General features: G+C 71.1%; 17 protein-coding genes. 9 read left to right on the top strand and 8 right to left on the bottom strand.

Going from position 1 to position 16,134, the window contains the following annotated elements; all coding sequences use genetic code 11:
* Positions 1-243 (bottom strand): SAM-dependent methyltransferase (locus VFJ21_12265; GenBank protein HET7407894.1); only part of this gene is annotated, 243 nt, incomplete at its 3' end.
* 256 nt (positions 244-499) lie between these two features.
* On the opposite strand from VFJ21_12265, the gene VFJ21_12260 reads away from it, so the two are divergent.
* A complete protein-coding gene (locus VFJ21_12260; GenBank protein ID HET7407893.1) occupies positions 500-1,933 on the top strand; it encodes a hypothetical protein in 1,434 nt (477 codons plus the stop codon).
* Between the two features lie 29 nt (positions 1,934-1,962).
* Here VFJ21_12260 and VFJ21_12255 read toward each other — a convergent pair whose 3' ends face one another.
* Genes VFJ21_12255 through VFJ21_12230 form a run of 6 tightly spaced genes read right to left on the bottom strand, consistent with a single transcriptional unit; the run spans position 1,963 to position 7,741 of the window.
* Complete coding sequence (locus tag VFJ21_12255) at positions 1,963-2,736, bottom strand: SDR family oxidoreductase (GenBank protein ID HET7407892.1); 774 nt, start codon at positions 2,734-2,736, stop codon at positions 1,963-1,965.
* A 19-nt stretch (positions 2,737-2,755) separates the two neighbouring features.
* The gene (locus tag VFJ21_12250) at positions 2,756-3,910 is read right to left on the bottom strand and encodes a sulfotransferase (protein ID HET7407891.1); all 1,155 of its coding nucleotides are present in this window, start codon (positions 3,908-3,910) and stop codon (positions 2,756-2,758) included.
* The gene (locus VFJ21_12245; protein HET7407890.1) at positions 3,907-5,004 is read right to left on the bottom strand and encodes a DUF1214 domain-containing protein; all 1,098 of its coding nucleotides are present in this window, start codon (positions 5,002-5,004) and stop codon (positions 3,907-3,909) included. Before VFJ21_12245 ends, VFJ21_12250 begins: the two co-directional genes overlap by 4 nt.
* Positions 5,001-5,417 (bottom strand): nuclear transport factor 2 family protein, encoded by a 417-nt coding sequence (locus VFJ21_12240; GenBank protein ID HET7407889.1) that lies wholly within the window; start codon positions 5,415-5,417, stop codon positions 5,001-5,003. Before VFJ21_12240 ends, VFJ21_12245 begins: the two co-directional genes overlap by 4 nt.
* On the bottom strand, positions 5,411-6,289 hold the full coding sequence (locus VFJ21_12235) for a TIGR03619 family F420-dependent LLM class oxidoreductase (GenBank protein HET7407888.1): 879 nt from the start codon (positions 6,287-6,289) through the stop codon (positions 5,411-5,413). The genes VFJ21_12240 and VFJ21_12235 overlap by 7 nt, the downstream gene beginning before the upstream one ends.
* A 45-nt stretch (positions 6,290-6,334) precedes the next feature.
* Entirely contained in the window at positions 6,335-7,741 is a 1,407-nt protein-coding gene (locus VFJ21_12230; protein ID HET7407887.1) for a wax ester/triacylglycerol synthase family O-acyltransferase, read from the bottom strand.
* A gap of 44 nt (positions 7,742-7,785) precedes the next feature.
* Here VFJ21_12230 and VFJ21_12225 point away from each other — a divergent pair, with 44 nt between their 5' ends.
* Complete coding sequence (locus VFJ21_12225; GenBank protein ID HET7407886.1) at positions 7,786-8,997, top strand: alpha/beta hydrolase; 1,212 nt, start codon at positions 7,786-7,788, stop codon at positions 8,995-8,997.
* Here VFJ21_12225 and VFJ21_12220 read toward each other — a convergent pair.
* Positions 8,984-9,781, bottom strand: a complete 798-nt coding sequence (locus VFJ21_12220) for an SDR family oxidoreductase (GenBank protein HET7407885.1) — start codon at positions 9,779-9,781, stop codon at positions 8,984-8,986. The genes VFJ21_12225 and VFJ21_12220 overlap by 14 nt on opposite strands.
* Positions 9,782-9,945: 164 nt before the next feature.
* On the opposite strand from VFJ21_12220, the gene VFJ21_12215 reads away from it, so the two are divergent.
* Genes VFJ21_12215 through VFJ21_12185 form a run of 7 tightly spaced genes read left to right on the top strand, consistent with a single transcriptional unit; the run spans position 9,946 to position 16,132 of the window.
* A complete protein-coding gene (locus tag VFJ21_12215) occupies positions 9,946-11,112 on the top strand; it encodes a flavin-dependent monooxygenase (GenBank protein HET7407884.1) in 1,167 nt (388 codons plus the stop codon).
* Entirely contained in the window at positions 11,112-12,005 is an 894-nt protein-coding gene (locus VFJ21_12210; protein ID HET7407883.1) for a VOC family protein, read from the top strand. The genes VFJ21_12215 and VFJ21_12210 overlap by 1 nt, the downstream gene beginning before the upstream one ends.
* Positions 12,006-12,064: 59 nt before the next feature.
* Positions 12,065-12,514: a flavin reductase family protein gene (locus VFJ21_12205; GenBank protein ID HET7407882.1), complete on the top strand. Its 450-nt coding sequence runs from the start codon at positions 12,065-12,067 to the stop codon at positions 12,512-12,514.
* The gene (locus VFJ21_12200; GenBank protein ID HET7407881.1) at positions 12,511-13,299 is read left to right on the top strand and encodes a 2-keto-4-pentenoate hydratase; all 789 of its coding nucleotides are present in this window, start codon (positions 12,511-12,513) and stop codon (positions 13,297-13,299) included. Before VFJ21_12205 ends, VFJ21_12200 begins: the two co-directional genes overlap by 4 nt.
* 15 nt (positions 13,300-13,314) lie before the next feature.
* Positions 13,315-14,220, top strand: a complete 906-nt coding sequence (locus VFJ21_12195; protein HET7407880.1) for an acetaldehyde dehydrogenase (acetylating) — start codon at positions 13,315-13,317, stop codon at positions 14,218-14,220.
* Between the two features lie 11 nt (positions 14,221-14,231).
* Complete coding sequence (dmpG, locus tag VFJ21_12190) at positions 14,232-15,266, top strand: 4-hydroxy-2-oxovalerate aldolase (GenBank protein ID HET7407879.1); 1,035 nt, start codon at positions 14,232-14,234, stop codon at positions 15,264-15,266.
* Positions 15,266-16,132 carry an alpha/beta fold hydrolase gene (locus VFJ21_12185; protein HET7407878.1) on the top strand — a complete coding sequence of 289 codons (867 nt, stop codon included), beginning with the start codon at positions 15,266-15,268 and terminating at the stop codon, positions 16,130-16,132. Before dmpG ends, VFJ21_12185 begins: the two co-directional genes overlap by 1 nt.
* Positions 16,133-16,134: the final 2 nt, after the last annotated feature.

The following is a 16,134-nucleotide window of genomic DNA, read 5'->3' as shown; positions in this document are numbered from 1 at the left end:
TTGCGACGTGATCTCCGCCTGCGTGAGGGCGAGCGCTTCGGGTGTCGCCTCCAACGCGGTGACACGTCCGGGGGCGACGAGCCTGGCCAGGTCCGCAGTGATCGTGCCGGGTCCGGAGCCGATGTCGAGAAGCGTCATCCCCGGTCGCAGATGCGGCAGCAGGTACGCCGCCGAGTTCTCTGCGGTGCGCCATCTGTGCGAGCGCAGGACTGACTCGTGATGGCCGTGCGTGTAGGTCGCCATGCCGCCTCCCTTGCCGCTAGGTCGACGGTAGTACGCGGCGCTCGCCATACGAAATTCCCATCTCGATATGTGAGACGGCCTGCCTGGAGCCGGTTGGCGGGACGCCGGCGCTCGACATCGAGCCGTATCTGGCGGAGTTCGGCCCGCGCGGCCAGCCCAGTCCGACGAAGAATCCCTTGTGGACAAGGCATTTCTGTCGTTCGTAGGCGGTAAAGTCAGTATCGAACACCAGTTCGAGTCGGAGGGAGGCACCGTCGTGGCGATCGCCTACGCCGAGCCTGCTGCTGCCTCCTCGACGGCCCGAGTCGATCCTGCCGTGACTGCGCTGGTCCGCGCGGTCGACCAGGTGCTCGAGTCAGACCTCGTGGGGCTGCCCGACGCGGTGGTGCTCGAGCGCCAGCGCGTGATGCTGGTGCAGGTCGAGCGGCTGCGCACCGCGGCGCTGATGGGGCTGCGGACGATCGACAGCCGCGACATCTACATGGACGACGGTGCCGGAAGCGCGTCAGGCTGGCTGCGCGCCCAAGCCGTGGCCGACGACCGGCTGTCGGTGCACACGGCGCGCCGGCTCGACGGCATGCCCGTCGCCGGCGCGGAGGCATGCGCCGGCCGGCTGTCGGTGCAGGACCTGCACACGATCGCCTCTGCACTGGCTCGAGTGCCCGTGAAGGTGGACGAGGACCTGCTGCAGGCAGTCATCCGTGACGGCGTTACGCACGTGCTTGCCGGCGCATTCGGTGGCGACGCGGTGGAGAACGCGGAGGCCCGGTTGGAGCTTGACCGCATCGCGGTCGAGGGGACCGGCGCCCACCAGCGTCTGGAGCAAGCGTTCGTCCTGATCGCGCAGGCGATGGCGGAGCGCCTACCGGGAAGCAGCCTTCGAGTGGCCCTCGCCGACCTCGTCGACGCGCTGATGCCGGTCGAGCACGACGAGCGAGCGGCGCGAAAGCACTCGGTGCGTCATCTCGTCCTGCGGCCGGTCTTCGACGGCGGCTGGCACCTGCGTGGCTTCCTCGACGATGACACTGGCGCGCTGCTGCGTTCGTCGCTCGATCGTTTCGCCCCGGCGGTGGCGGAGGAAGTGCAGCCCGGCGCCGAGCTGCCCAGCAGGGAGCAGCGAGATCATGACGCGTTCCACGCGGCGTTGCAGCAGGTGGCCGTCGGAAGGTCCCTGATTGAGGAGGCCTCGGCTCTCGACCCAGCTGGCACCGATACGGCCCCGAATGCCATTGAGCCCAGCCGGCGAGGGTGCTCGCTCACCCTTACCGCGCAGGTGGAGGCGTTGCTGGGGATGCCCGGCGCGTTGCCTGCTCGGCTCGGTGACCTGATGCGGATCGCGCCCGCGACGCTCGAGAGGCTGGCCTGCGATAGCGAGATCACGGGCATCCTGGTGGACCGCAGCGGCCGGCCGGTGCACGTGGGCCGGGCGCGGCGCCACGCGACCAGGACGCAGCGGTTGGCGCTCGCCACGCAGTGGGGTGGGCTGTGCGCCGTTGCCGGTTGCGGGCGGCCGGGCACGATTCCGCATCATGTGCGCTGGTGGCGCCACGGCGGCAACACCGATCTCCACAATCTTGTGCCGTTGTGCCACCAGAGCCACCACGACGTCCATACCGGACGCAAGACGCTACGCCTGCGCGACGGCCGCTGGATCGGCCCCGGCGGTTGGGCCGACGGTCCGAGCCCATGAGCACGCGGGCGAAAGTGGTCACACGGAGGTCAGGCCGGCATGTACTCCCCGCCGTTGACGTCGAGCGTCGCGCCGGTCACCTCGGAGGCGTAGCGCGACAGCAGGAAGAGGATCGACCCGGCGCACGCCTCGTCGGTGGGGATCCGGCCGAGCGGGTTGCGCGAGGCGATGTCGTCGTAGACGTCCTGCTCGGAGATGCCCTTCTCCTGGGACGTCATCTCGAGGTAGAAGCGCACGCCCGGCCCGTCGAGCCAACCCATGATGGCGGAGTTGACGCGGATGCCGGCCTCGCCGAGCTCCAGCGCGAGGAACTGGGTGGCACACGACAGAGCCGCCTTGGCCACGGCGTAGCCGCCCTCGCCGCGCATCGGCTTGCGGGTTGTCATCGTGCCGACGTTGACGATCGAGCCGTGGCCGGCGGCCCGCATGTGCGGCGCAGCGAGTCGCGACATCTGCAGCGCGCCGAACAGGATCACGTCGAGCGAGCGGCGCAGCTGCTTGTCGGGAGTAGCGAGCAGGTCGTGGAAACCGGGATGGGAGTAGGCCGAGTTGACCAGTCCGGTCACCTTCCCGAAGCGGGAGACGGCAGCGTCGATGACCCGCGCGCAGTCCTCCTCGTTGCGGACATCGCCCTGCACGCCGATGGCCGCGCCGCCCGTATCGGCCTCGATCTTCTCCATCACGCCGGCCGAGCGGGCCGCCATGACGACGCGCGCACCTTCCTCGACGGCGCGCGCCGCCAGCTTCGCGCCGAGCCCGGCGCCGACGCCGGTGATGACGACTACCTCGTCGCTCAGGATCACTGGGGATGCTCATTTCGGGTCACAGGTACTCCTCGACGTAGAAGGAGAAGTCGGCTTCGAGCTGCGCCGCGGACAGGCCGAAGTCCTCGGCGCTGTAGCGGTGGGCGCCGTGCCGCTCCTCGCGGTTGCGCGCCAGGTAGGCCTCGAACGCTGCGACGTCTTCCGATCCGCAGGCCAGGCCGAGTGCCGAAAGCACCTGCCGCGCGACTGCCAGCGGGTCGGACAGCGTGTCGGTGAACTGCACGTCGACGAACCGCTCCGGCCGCTGCGCCCGCACGGTCGTGAACGACCCCAGCGACTCGACGAAGCGGTCGTTCCAGTAACGGCCGATCGCCACCGGATCGACCTGCTCGCTGTACTGCGAGGACATCGCCACGACCATCGACGCGTACGACGGCACCGCCGACACCGGTGACCGGTGCGTCATCACCAGCTTGCAGCCGGGGAACGTGTCGAGCACGGTCGACGTCGCCGTCAGGTGGTGCGGCGACTTCAGCACCCACCGTTGCCCGGCCCGCGACGGCTCCTGCCACTGCAGCACCTGCAGCCACTCGCGCAGCTCGCGGTAGGCCGGTGCCTGGTCGAACGACCGCAGCCACGCGCCGTACGACGGCACCCAGTAGAACGAGTCGAACGTCTGCGACACGAACGTGCGGTCGAGCAGGATGATGTCCTCCTCCGGCTCGTCCCACGTCACCGTGTGGATGTCGCCGAAGTCGGGGGAGAGCTCGAGGAACAGCTCCATCTTCTTGCGGGCGCGCGATTTCCGCTCGGCGGCGTCCGGGCCCTCGCCGGGGAACGGCAGCGGGTACGACGTCTCCCACGATGCCGTCGAGGTCAGCTGGGGCGAGGCCGCGAGCAGCCGGTGCAGCAACGTGCTGCCGGTGCGGGGCAGCCCGCAGATCTCGGCGGCCACCTGCACGCCGACGTCGAGGATCTCCGGGTGCTGGCGCTGCAGCCGACGCAGCCGCAGCCGGTCGACGAGCAGTGCGGTCAGCCGGCGCTGCGTCATCTGGAAGCCCATGGAGGACAGGCGAGCCTCGTCGTTGAGGGACTTCACCAGCACGCCCAGCGGCTCGACGAACCACTCGTCGCCGAAGTCGTCGAGGCCGGTCTTGTCGCGGGCGGCGGCCAGCAGGCCGTCGACCTGCAACGTCTCCACGGCGGCGGTCATCGCAGGCCCTCCGGGAGCAGCCGTTGCAGCGGCACCACCCGGCAGGTGGGGATCGGGTGCTCGGTCGCACTCACCCACCGCAGCAGTGCGGTGCCGCTGGTGTGCCCCGTCGTGTCGATCCAGTTGCCGACGCCCGGGTCGGACGCAGCGACGACCAGTGTCAGCCGGCCATCGGGATCCAGCCGGGCCGTGTGCTTGTTGACCGTGACCCTGTGGTGGCGGTAGTCCATCGACTCCATCCACCAGTTGTCGAGCTGGAAGTTCCAGTAGGGGCAGTCCGGCACGTCGGTCTCGATGACCCACGCTTCGTCGGGCCGCAACGACCAGTAACCGTGCAGGTAGAAGATCTCGGGGTCGCCGCCGGCGCGCGCGAACATCTCCTGGCCCCAGTCGGGCAGCTCGTTGGGCCGGGTCATGAACAGCTCGGTCCACTGCGCGAAGGTGGCGGCGGTGCCGATCACCGCGAGGGCCGTGCGCTGCAGCGACCGGGCCACGTGCTGCGTCGTCAGCGGGCCCGGCGCCGGCACCGGGTCGCCCAGCCGCTCGATGCGGTAGTCGCCGGGCACTTCGGACGACCGGTCCAGGTAGGACTGGCGGATGACGACCATCGTCGAGTCGTCGGCCAGCGGCAGCCAGTTGCCCGGCTGCGGGGTCGCGCTGACGAGGATCTCGACGCTTCCGTCGGGCGCGACGACGAGGGAGTCGTTGCGCAGCTCGCCGGTCGACGCCATCGTGCCGTCCTTGGCGTAGCGGTTGGCCTTCGACCCGAAGCTGACGTAGGCGATCGACCCGCGAGTGCCGGTGATGCGGTAGTCGTTCGTGCCGCGCACGGGTGCCGACAGGTAGACGTTGTCGGGGTTGTCCGCGCCGATCTTCACCAGGTCGAGCCCTTGCATCGCGGGCCGGTCAGGATCGCTGTTCTCGATCGTCGAGTAGAGCGAGTTGCGCAGCAGCCGGGACAGGTAGCGGAAGCCCTCGGCCCGGTCGAGCGGCGTCCCGGGGGCGGTGGACCGCAGCACGATCTCGCCCGCCTTCTCCAGGGTCTGGCAGAACTCCCGCCAGGCTTCCCCGCTGACGATGCCGTCGTCGGTCATCCGATCGTCGCCATCATCCGGTCGGTCTCCCAGAACGCCCGCAGCGACGAGATCAGCCCGTCGGGGTTGACCGCGTAGACGAACACGCCCTCGCACCGTGCGACCTTGCCGTCGGGCAGCGTGATGTGGATCGTGCCGACGTTGGCGACCTCGTTGCCGGCCGCGAACGAGTCGACGATCTCGAAGCGGATCGCCTCGGTGGTCGCGATCGTCGCGTCGTAGAAGGCCTCGAGCGCCGCCCGGCCGCGATGGCCCGCGCCGGTCGGGTCCAGCCAGGACGGCCCGACCGGGTCCTCGATGCAGGCGTCGTCGGCGTACGCCGCGAGCCAGGCCTCCCGGTTCTTCGTCTCCGCCCCGATCATGGAGCGTCGCGCGGCGATCCGGGCCGGGTGCTCGGCGGTCTGCGTCACCATCGGTCGATCACCTCCGCAGCGAAGCGGCGTAGACCGTCCTGCTTCGCCTCCAGTGGGCCGTCGAGAGGGACGCCGTAGAAGACCCACGGCACGGTCACGATGTCGGTCGCACCGATCTCGACCAGCTCGCGGTAGCCCTCGAGCCCGTAGCGGTCGGACGACGCGACCTGCACGGCGAACCCTTCGTCGCTGCGGCCGGCGGCGGCCAGCTGTTCGCGCAGGGACGCGACTACCTGCTTCAGCTCGTCGACGGTGATCATCGCGCTGGTCCAGCCGTCGCCGAAACGCACGGTGCGCCGCAACGCGACGGGCGTGTGCCCGCCGATGTAGAACGGCACCGGCGACGGCGGCGGCGGGGACATGCGGATGCGACCGAACTGCACGTGCTCACCGCGCAACTCGGTCCAGTCGCCGGTGAGCAGGCCGCGCAGCGCCTCCAGCTCCTCGTCGACGCGGGCGCCGCGCTGCTCGTAGCGCTGGCCGCACCACTCGAACTCCTCGCGCAGCCAGCCGACCCCCGCGCCGAACGTGAAGCGCCCGCCGGTCAGCACCGCGGTCGACTGCACCTGCTTGGCCAGCAGCACCGCGTTGCGCACGCCGACCTTCACCACGTGGGTGCAGAAGCGGATGCGCGAGGTCGCGGCGGCCATCGCGGTCACTGCCTGGAACGGGTCGACGAACGGCGTGTCCGCACGCCACATGCGCGACCCGTCGGACGTGTAGGGATAGGCGTCGGACACCTGCTCCGACCAGAAGATCGAGTCGGGCACCGCGACCTGGTCGAAACCGCACTCCTCGGCGGTCCGCGCCAGCGCGGTGTAGTCGCGCGGATCGCCCATCGCGACTGCCATCGTGAACGCCGGTCGTTGCATCGCCCGCCCCTTGCCGATAGTGGAACACGTTCTAGCACGGGGCGATCAGGCGTGCACAGCCTCCAGCAGCTCGTCGACGGCTCCGGCCACCTCAGCGGCGAGGGCCGACAGGTCGGGCAGCCGCTCGGCGCACGCGATCAGGCCGAAGCCGACGCGGTCGCGATAGCTGATGACCGTGATGTTCAGGCCCGAGCCCTCGAGCACCGGCCCGAGCGGGAAGATCGCCTGCACCGGAGCGCCCGCGAGGTAGACCTGGAACGGCGGTCCGGCCACGTTGGAGATCACGACGTTGTGCACGACCGGATGCCGCTCCGCGAGCCCCGTCGCGCTGTAGAAGCGCGCCGCGAGCGACGTGAGGTTCGGCGGGGCCAGCTGCGCGGCCTGGGCGAGCAGCTCGTCGCCGAACGTCGCGTGCACGGCCTTGCCGGCCGTGTTGGACCGGCGTACGGCGGCCAGCCGTTCCTTCGGGTCGGCGACGTCGGTCGCGAGCGAGGTGAACATCGCCGACGTGCGGTTGGCCGAGTCGTCGCTCTCCCCGCCGCGCACCGACACCGGGACGACTGCGATCAGGCTGCCATCGGGGACGTCGGCGTGCGCCGCGAGGTAACGGCGCAGAGCAGTGCCGCAGATCGCCATGACCGCGTCGTTGAACGTGCCGCCGGCGGCTTTCTTCACCGCCTTGACGTCGTCGAGGGCGACGTCGACGAGCTCGACCTTCCGGCCTGCGCCGATGCGGCCGTTGAACAGCGCGCGAGGCGCGGTGAACGGCAGGGCACCCCCGGACGTAGCGGCTCCACCGCCATGGGAACGCACGAGCCGCACCAGTGACTGGCCCGTCTTGGGTAGCACCCGGGCCAGCCCCACCGGCCAGCCGAGAAGGCCTCGGGCCGTGTGCGCGACCATCGCCTGCATGGTCGGCTCCGCGGCGGTGCCGATCTCCGTCAGGGCGCGGGCCTCGGCGAGCTGCTCGGGGCTGCGGCCGGCGGGGTCGAGGTCCACGAGGTTGCTGAGGATGCGCGCCGCTGCGACCCCGTCGACGGCGCAGTGGTGGACCTTGAAGACCACGGCGGCACGGCCGTCGGCCAGGCCGTCTATGACGAGCACCTGCCACAGCGGCTTGCTGCGATCGAGCTTCACGGCGGCGAAGTCGGCGACGAGGGTCATCAGCTGCTCGTGCTTGCCGGGAGCCGGGCAGGTCACCGCACTGACGTGCTCGTCCAGGTCGACGTGGTCGAGCTCCACCCACACCGGGTGGTGCATCCGCAACGCCGCGGAGTGCAGCCGGCGGCGGAACGGCGGCACGAGGTCGAGCCGCTCCCGGAGCAACTCCAGGACGCGCTCGCGACCCCAGCCCGGGACCGGGTCCACGAGGACGACCCCGACGACCTGCATGTGCATCGTCGGGGTCTCGAAGTAGAGGAACGACGCGTCCAATCCGGAGAGCGCGTGCACGGGCGCAAGGGTACGGCGAATTCCGGCGCGGCACACTGGACGTTGTGGCTGCTGCGTTCCTCGCGTTGGCGGCGTTCGGGTTCCTGAACGTCGTCAACGTCGTACGCCCCGTTCGGCTGCCGACTCTTGCGCCCGTCGCGTTCTTCGCCGCGTGGCTCACCGCGGAGCTCGCCCCACAGCTCGCGGTGCTGACGGTCGTCGCCACCGTGCTCTTCTGCCTCTTCGGCGGGTTGTCCGGCATCGTCGGCTGGATCGCGCTGGTGCTGTCGGCGCTGACGGTGGTCGGACTGCTGCGGCTGATCGCGGCGGCGGAGGCGGCGGCCGGCATCGCCGACTCCGCCCTCGCCGATGTCTGCGACCCGTCGACGCCGGTCGAGCCGACCAGCTGGCTGCGGCGGTTCTTCGTGCCGATGTCCTTCCGCCACCCCGACGTCGAGCGCGTCGTCGACGTGTCCTACGGCGACGCCTCACCGCGGCACAAGCTCGACGTCTACCGCCGCCGCGACCGCCCTACCGGTTGTCCCACCCTCGTCCAGGTGCACGGAGGTGGCTGGGTCATCGGCGACAAGCGCGAGCAGGGCCGTCCGCTGATGCTGCACCTCGCCGCCCGCGGCTGGGTCTGCTTCGCGCCCAACTACCGGCGCAGCCCGCGGGCCACCTGGCCCGACCACGTCGTCGACGTCAAGCGCGTGATCGCCTGGGTGCGCGAGCACGGGGAGGACTACGGCGCCGACCCCGGCTTCCTGGTGCTCACCGGTGGCTCGGCCGGCGGGCACCTCGTGGCGATGGCCGCGCTCACGGCCAACGACCCCCGTTACCAACCCGGCTTCGAGGACTCGGACACGTCGGTCGCGGGTTGCGTGCCCTACTACGGCGTCTACGACCTGGTCGGCGAGACCGGCACGTCGATGGCGCGGGTGCGGCGACGCTCGCTGCTCGAGCGCATGGTCATGAAGACGGCCGACGAGCAGGCCTACGCCGACGCGTCGCCGCTCGAGGTGGTGAAGCGCGCGGTCGACGCCCCGCCGTTCCTGGTGATCCACGGGCAGAACGACACCCTGGTGCCGGTCGTCGAGGCGCGGCTGTTCGTGCAGCGGCTGCGCGAGCTGTCGCAGCAGCCGGTCTGCTACATCGAGCTGCCCGGCACGCAGCACGCCTTCGACGTGTTCCCGTCGATCCGGTCCGCCCACGTGGTGCGCGCGGTCGCCCGCTTCGTCGAGCAGCTGCGCGTCCGCGAGGGCGTCAGGGAGGCGTGAGGTCGGGCAGGCCGAGGTCGAGCGTCGGCCGCTCGGTGCCACCGTCGACCTCGATGACCTTGCCGGTCACGAACGACCCGGCGGGCGAGGCCAGGAACAGCACCGCCGCGGCGATCTCGTCCGGGTCGCCGATCCGGTGCAGCGGGGTGTTGGCCTCCGCCGTGCCGCGCAGCCTGTCGTCGCTCATGACGATGTCGAGCGCGGACGTGGCGACCGAACCGACGGCGATGGCGTTGACCCGGATCAGCGGCGCCAGGTCGGCTGCAGCCAGCCGGGTCCAGTGGGCCAGTGCGGCCTTCGCGGTGCCGTAGCCGACGAAGCCCCGGCCGGTGACGCGGCCCATCACCGACGAGATGCCGACGACCGCCCCGCCGCCTGCGGCCAGGAGGTGTGGCACCGCCGCCCGCGTCAGCGCGTGCGCGGTGGACACGTTGAAGTGGAACGCCTCCTCGAGGAACCGCGGTGACGTCCGCAGGAACTCTCGCGGCATCGCGCCGCCCACGTTGTTGACCACGATGTCGAGCCGGCCCAGGTGCTGCGCCGCGGTGTCGGCCAGTGCGGCGACCGCGTCGAGGTCGCTGAGGTCCGCGGCGACGACCGCGGCCCGCCGGCCGTGCGCCTCGACCCGTGCCGCGACCTGCAGCAGCTGCTCCTCGGTGCGCGCCGCCAGCACGACGTCGGCGCCGGCCTCGGCCAGCGCGACGGCGGTCGCCGCGCCGATGCCGCGGCCGGCGCCGGTCACCACCGCAACCCTGCCGTCGACGCGGAACCGCTCGAGCACCACGGTGGCCTCCTCACTGTTGGCGGACCGCAGGCGCGGGCGACCGTAGCGCAGATGTGGAACACGTTCTACTCTCGGCTCAGCGTCCCACTGAGCGGGACAGGAGCGCCAGCCGCTCACGATGCGGGCCTACGGTCCCGGCAGCAGACGCACGACGGAGGGCTCGCATGACGAACAAGGTCTACGCCGCGGTCCAGGACCTGCTGCCCGCGATCCGCGACCGCGCGGTGGCCGCGGAGCAGGCGCGCCGCGTGCCGGCGGAGTCGATCGCCGAGCTCGCGGCCGCCGGCGTCTTCACGATGCTGCAGCCCAAGCGCTATGGCGGGCTCGAGGCCGACCCGGTCGACTTCTACGACTGCGTGCGCGCCGTCGCCACCGCGTGCGGCTCGACCGGCTGGGTCTCCTCGGTGGTCGGCGTGCACCCCTGGCAGCTCGGGTTGTTCCCGGTGCAGGCGCAGGACGACGTGTGGGGCGACGACCCCGGCACGCTCGTCTCGTCGTCGTACGCACCGATGGGCAAGCTGACCGCGACCGACGGCGGCTACCGGCTGTCCGGGCGCTGGAGCTTCTCCTCCGGCTGTGACCACTGCACGTGGGTGCTGCTCGGCGCGCTGGTCATCGGCCCCGAGGGCAAGCCGGTCGACTTCCACACCGTGCTGCTGCCACGTCGCGACTACGCGATCGACGACGTCTGGCACGTCATGGGGCTGGCCGGCACCGGCAGCAACGACATCGTCGTCGACGACGTGTTCGTGCCGGCGCACCGCACGCTGTCTTTCAACGACGTCAGCGCGTTGCGCGGCCCGGGGCAGGAGGTCAACACCTCGCCGCTCTACAAGCTGCCGTTCGGCACGATCTTCAGCAACACGATCACCGCGCCCATCATCGGCATGGCTCAGGGCGCCTACGAGGCGCACGTCGAGTCGATGCGCGAGCGGGTACGGGTCTCGTACGGCGGGCAGAAGGTCGCGCAGGACCCGTTCGCGCACGTGCGCGTGGCCCGCGCCGGCTCCGACATCGACGCGGCCTGGCTGCAGCTGGTCACCAACGTGCGCGAGGAGATGCGCTTCGTCGACGCCGGCGAGGAGATCCCGATGGAGCTGCGGTTGCGCGCCCGGCGCGACCAGGTGTGCGGCACCGAGCGGTCGATCGAGGCCGTCGACCTGCTGTTCAAGAACTCCGGCGGCCGCTCGCTCAAGACCGGCAACCCGATCGAGCGGCACTGGCGCGACGCGCACGCGGGCAGCGTGCACGCCGCCAACGACACCGAGCGGTGGCTGGCGATGTACGGCAAGGGCGCCTTCGGGCTCGAGATCGAGGACGCGATGATCTGATGATCCACTCCCTCGGCTACCTCGTCCTCGAGACCGCGGAGCTCGACCGCTGGCGCGAGCTCGCCGTCGACGTGCTCGGGATGGCGCCCGGCGAGGGTCCCGACCCCGACGCGCTCTACCTGCGCCTGGACGAGCGGGCCGCCCGGCTCGTGCTGCTGCCGGGCCGGACCGAGCGGCTGGTCACGGTCGGCTGGGAGGTGCGCGACGCGGAGACCCTGCGCGACGTCGTACGCCGACTCGAGGACGCCGGCGCTCCGGTGAAGTGGGGCAGCGGCGAGGACGCCGACGCCCGTCGCGTGCAGGAGTTCGTGACGACGGCGGACCCGGCCGGCACCGCGCTGGAGATCTTCCATGGCGCCGCGTTGGTGCACGCACCGCTGGTGCTGCCGCACGGCGGCCAGTTCGTGACCGGCGACCAGGGCATGGGCCATGTCGTGCTGCCCACCAAGGACCCGCAGGCGTCCTACGACTTCTACACGCAGGTGCTCGGTTTCCGCAGCCGCGGCGCGATGCGGATCGCGAGTCAGCTGGTGCCGGGTGGCGACCCCGACGGGCGCTACTTCGTGCGCTTCCTGTCGACCAACCCGCGCCACCACACGCTGGCGCTCGGGCCGTGGTGGCAGCCCAACGGCATCGTCCACTTCATGCTCGAGGTCACCGAGCTCGACGACGTCGGTCGTGCACTCGACCGGGTGCACAAGCGGAAGTTCCCGCTGTCCTCGACGCTCGGCCGGCACACCAACGACTACATGGTGTCGTTCTACGTCGGCACGCCGACGGGGTGCGACATCGAGTTCGGCTGCTTCGGCCGGCGCATCGACGAGGCGACCTACACGGCCGAGGACATCACCCGTGACAGCTACTGGGGGCACCGCTGGGGAGCGCGGTCGTGACCGCGACGGTCGATCGCGGTGCGATCGCGCCCGGGACGCACTGCGCGACGCCGGCCGAGATGCGGCGGGTGCTCGGCCACTTCTGCACCGGGGTCACGATCGTCACCGGGCTGCCCGGCGACGAGCCGGTGGGGCTGGCCTGCCAGTCGTTCACGTCGGTGTCGCTCGAGCCGCCGCTGGTGCTGATCTGCGTCGCGCACACGTCGACGTCGTGGCCGCGGATCAGGCGGACCGGCCGGTTCTGTGTCAACGTGCTCGCCGACGACCAGCAGCACGTGTCGGCCTGCTTCGGTCGCTCCGGCGGCGACAAGTTCGCCGACCTCCGCTGGCACCCGACGCCCTGGGGGCCGTCGATCGACGGGGTGCTGGCGACCGTCATGTGCGACATCACCGAGACCCGACCGGCGGGCGACCACGACGTCGTCATCGGGCACGTCCGCGAGCTCGTCACGCACCGCGTCAGCGGTCCGCTGCTGTTCTTCCGCGGCCAGTACGGTCTGGAGTCATGAGCCTCTCGGAAGCCCAGCGCGACGAGGCGGCCGAGCTGCTGCGGGTTGCCGAGGAGACCGCCCGGCCGATCCCGCCGCTGACCGAGACGTTCCCGGGCATCGACGTGGTCGACGCCTACGAGATCCAGCTGCGCAACATCCAGCGGCGGCTGGACGCGGGCGCGCGGATCCACGGACACAAGGTCGGGCTGTCGTCGAAGGCGATGCAGCAGATGATGGGCGTCGACGAGCCCGACTACGGCCACCTGCTCGACGACATGGTCTGCCACGAGGACGTGCCGGTGCACGCGTCGCGCTACCTCGTGCCGCGGGTCGAGGTCGAGGTCGGTTTCGTGCTCGGTGACGACCTGCCGGGGGAGGGCTGCACCGTCGACGACGTGGTGCGTGCCACCGACTACATCGTCCCCGCCATCGAGCTCATCGACAGCCGCATCGCCGAGTGGAAGATCCGGCTGCCCGACACGATCGCCGACAACGCGTCATCGGCCGGGCTCGTGCTCGGGGCCGAGCGGCGCAAGCCCGACGAGCTCGACATCACCGCGATCGACGCGGTGCTCTACCGCAACGGCGAGCAGGTCGCGGCCGGGCGCTCCGACGCGGTGCTCGGCAACCCGCTCACCGCGGTCGCCTGGCTGGCGCAGAAGGTCGCGTCGTTCGGGGTGCGGCTGCGCGCCGGGCACGTGATCCTGCCGGGTTCGTGCACCCGGGCCTACGACGTGACCGGCGGCGACCAGGTCCGCGCGGAGTTCACCGGCCTGGGGTCGGTGTCGGTTTCCTTTGTGTAGAAGGGCGATGGGGTGATGGGCAAGGCAACCGCGGCGATCATCGGGTCGGGCAACATCGGCACCGACCTGCTCGCCAAGCTGCAGCGCAGCGAGACGATCGAGCCGCGCTGGATGGTTGGCGTCGACCCGGCGAGCGAGGGACTGGCGCGGGCGAGGCAGGCGGGGCTCGCGGCGAGCGCCGAGGGCGTCGACTGGCTGCTCGCGCAGGACGAGCTGCCCGACATGGTCTTCGAGGCGACGTCGGCCTACGTGCACCGCGCCAACGCACCACGCTACGAGGAGGCCGGGATCCGGGCGATCGACCTGACGCCCGCCGCCATCGGTCCCTACGTCGTACCGCCGGCCAACCTGCAGGACCACTACGAGGCGCCCAACCTCAACCTCATCACCTGTGGCGGGCAGGCGACGATCCCGATCGTCCACGCGATCAGCTCGGTGGCGCCGGTCGCCTACGCCGAGATCGTCGCTGCCGTCGCGTCGAAGTCGGCCGGACCGGGCACCCGCGACAACATCGACGAGTTCACCCGCACGACCAGCCGCGGCATCGAGCAGGTCGGCGGCGCCCAGAAGGGGAAGGCGATCATCATCCTCAACCCGGCCGACCCGCCGGTGCTGATGCGCAACACGGTCTTCTGCGCGATCCCGGCCGACGCCGACCGCGACGCGATCGCGGCCGCGGTCGCGCAGCGGGTGGCCGAGGTCGCGGAGTACGTGCCCGGCTACCGCGCCCGCAGCGACGCGCAGTTCGACGACCCGACCGTGGAGTCGGGCGGGCTGGCGCGGGTGGCGGTGTTCCTCGAGGTCGAGGGGGCGGGCGACTTCTTCCCGCCGTACGCCGGAAACCTCGACATCATGACCGCCGCCGCCGTCCGGGTCGGCGAGGTGCTGGCACGCCAGCGCGACCTGACCCCGACGGCCTGAGGAGCGCTGCCGTGACCCTGCCGAGAACGTTCAGCGACACGCTCGACGTGCGCATCACCGACTCGTCGCTGCGCGACGGCTCGCACGCCAAGCGGCACCAGTTCACGACCGACCAGGTCATCGCGGTCGTCGGTGCGCTCGACGACGCCGGCGTACCCGTCATCGAGGTCACGCACGGCGACGGGCTCGGCGGCTCGTCGTTCAACTACGGGTTCTCCAAGACCCCGGAGCAGGAGCTGATCTCGGCCGCGGTCAAGACCGCGAAGCGTGCGAAGATCGCCTTCCTGATGCTGCCGGGGTTGGGCACCAAGGACGACATCCGCGCGGCCCGCGACTCTGGTGCCGCGGTGTGCCGGGTCGCCACCCACTGCACCGAGGCCGACGTGTCGCGGCAGCACTTCGGGCTGGCCCGCGAGCTCGGCCTGGAGACCGTCGGGTTCCTGATGATGGCGCACAGCTCGCCGCCGGAGGCACTCGCGCAGCAGGCGCGGATCATGGCCGACGCGGGCTGCCAGTGCGTCTACGTCGTCGACTCCGCCGGCGCGCTGGTGATGGACCAGGTGACCGAACGCGTGCAGGCGCTGGTCGCCGAGCTCGGTGACGACGCGCAGGTCGGTTTCCACGGGCACGAGAACCTCGCGCTCGGCGTCGCCAACTCGATCCTCGCCGCACGTGCGGGGGCGGTGCAGATCGACGGGTCGACCCGGCGGTTCGGCGCGGGGGCCGGCAACACGCCGGTCGAGGCGTTCGTCGCCGCCGCCGAGAAGCTCGGCATCCGCACCGGCGTCGACGTCTTCGGCATCATCGACGCCGCCGAGGACGTGGTGCGTCCGGTGATGGACGACGAGTGCCTGCTCGACCGGCTGGCCATCTTGATGGGCTACGCCGGGGTCTACTCCAGCTTCCTCAAGCACGCCTACCGGCAGGCGCAGCGCTACGACGTCTCGGGTGCGGAGATCCTGGTGCGGGCCGGGCAGCGCAAGCTCGTCGGCGGCCAGGAGGACCAGCTCATCGACATCGCGCTCGAGCTCGCGGCGGAGAAGTAGTGACGGCCACCGACGCGCTCTCTGCGCAGGACACTCGGCGCACGGTGACCGTCGACGGGTTGGAGCTCGCCTACCACGACGTCGGCAGCGGGCCGGCGGTGCTGCTGCTGCACGGGTCGGGTCCCGGCGTCAGCGGCTGGGCCAACTTCGGCAACAACCTGCCGGTGCTGTCGCAGCAACTGCGCTGCATCGTGCTCGACCAGCCCGGCTTCGGCGGTAGCCAGCGGCCGGAGCACTACGACCGCAACTACCTGCGGATCGCCGCAGACGCCGTCGGCGGCCTGCTCGACGCGCTGGGCCTGGAAACCGTGTCGCTGCTGGGTAACTCGATGGGCGGCGACGTCGCGGTCCGCTACACGCTCGACAACCCCAAACGGGTGCAGCGGCTGCTGCTGATGGGTCCCGGCGGCACCGGCGCGACGATCCTCGGACCGAGCCCGTCCGAGGGCATCACCCGGCTGATGGAGTTCAACGCAGAGCCGAGTCGCGAGCGCATCGTCGCCTGGCTGCGCACGATGGTCTTCGACTCCCGGCTGGTCGACGACGCGCTGATCGAGTCGCGGTTCGCCGCCGCGACCGCCCCCGGCGCCATCAAGAACCTGCAGGACGCCTATGCGACCTTCTACGACCCGGCGATGGCCGAGCCGGTGCCGCTCTGGGGCGAGGTGCACAGGATTCGCCAGCCGGTGCTGCTGTGCTGGGGGCGCGACGACCGGGTCGCACCGGTGGAGGGCGCGTTGTTCCCGGCCCGGCGGATGTCGCGGGCGGACCTGCGCATCTACAGCCGTTGCGGCCACTGGGTGCAGATCGAGCGCAAGGAGGCGTTCGAGCAGGCGGCACTGGAGTTCTTCACCGCGTCGTCATGATC

Source organism: Mycobacteriales bacterium, from assembly GCA_035690485.1.
GTDB lineage: Bacteria > Actinomycetota > Actinomycetes > JAFAQI01 > DASSKL01 > DASSKL01.
The sequence above is the reverse complement of the archived record's forward strand: the minus strand, read 5'-3'. Positions and strand labels throughout refer to the sequence as shown.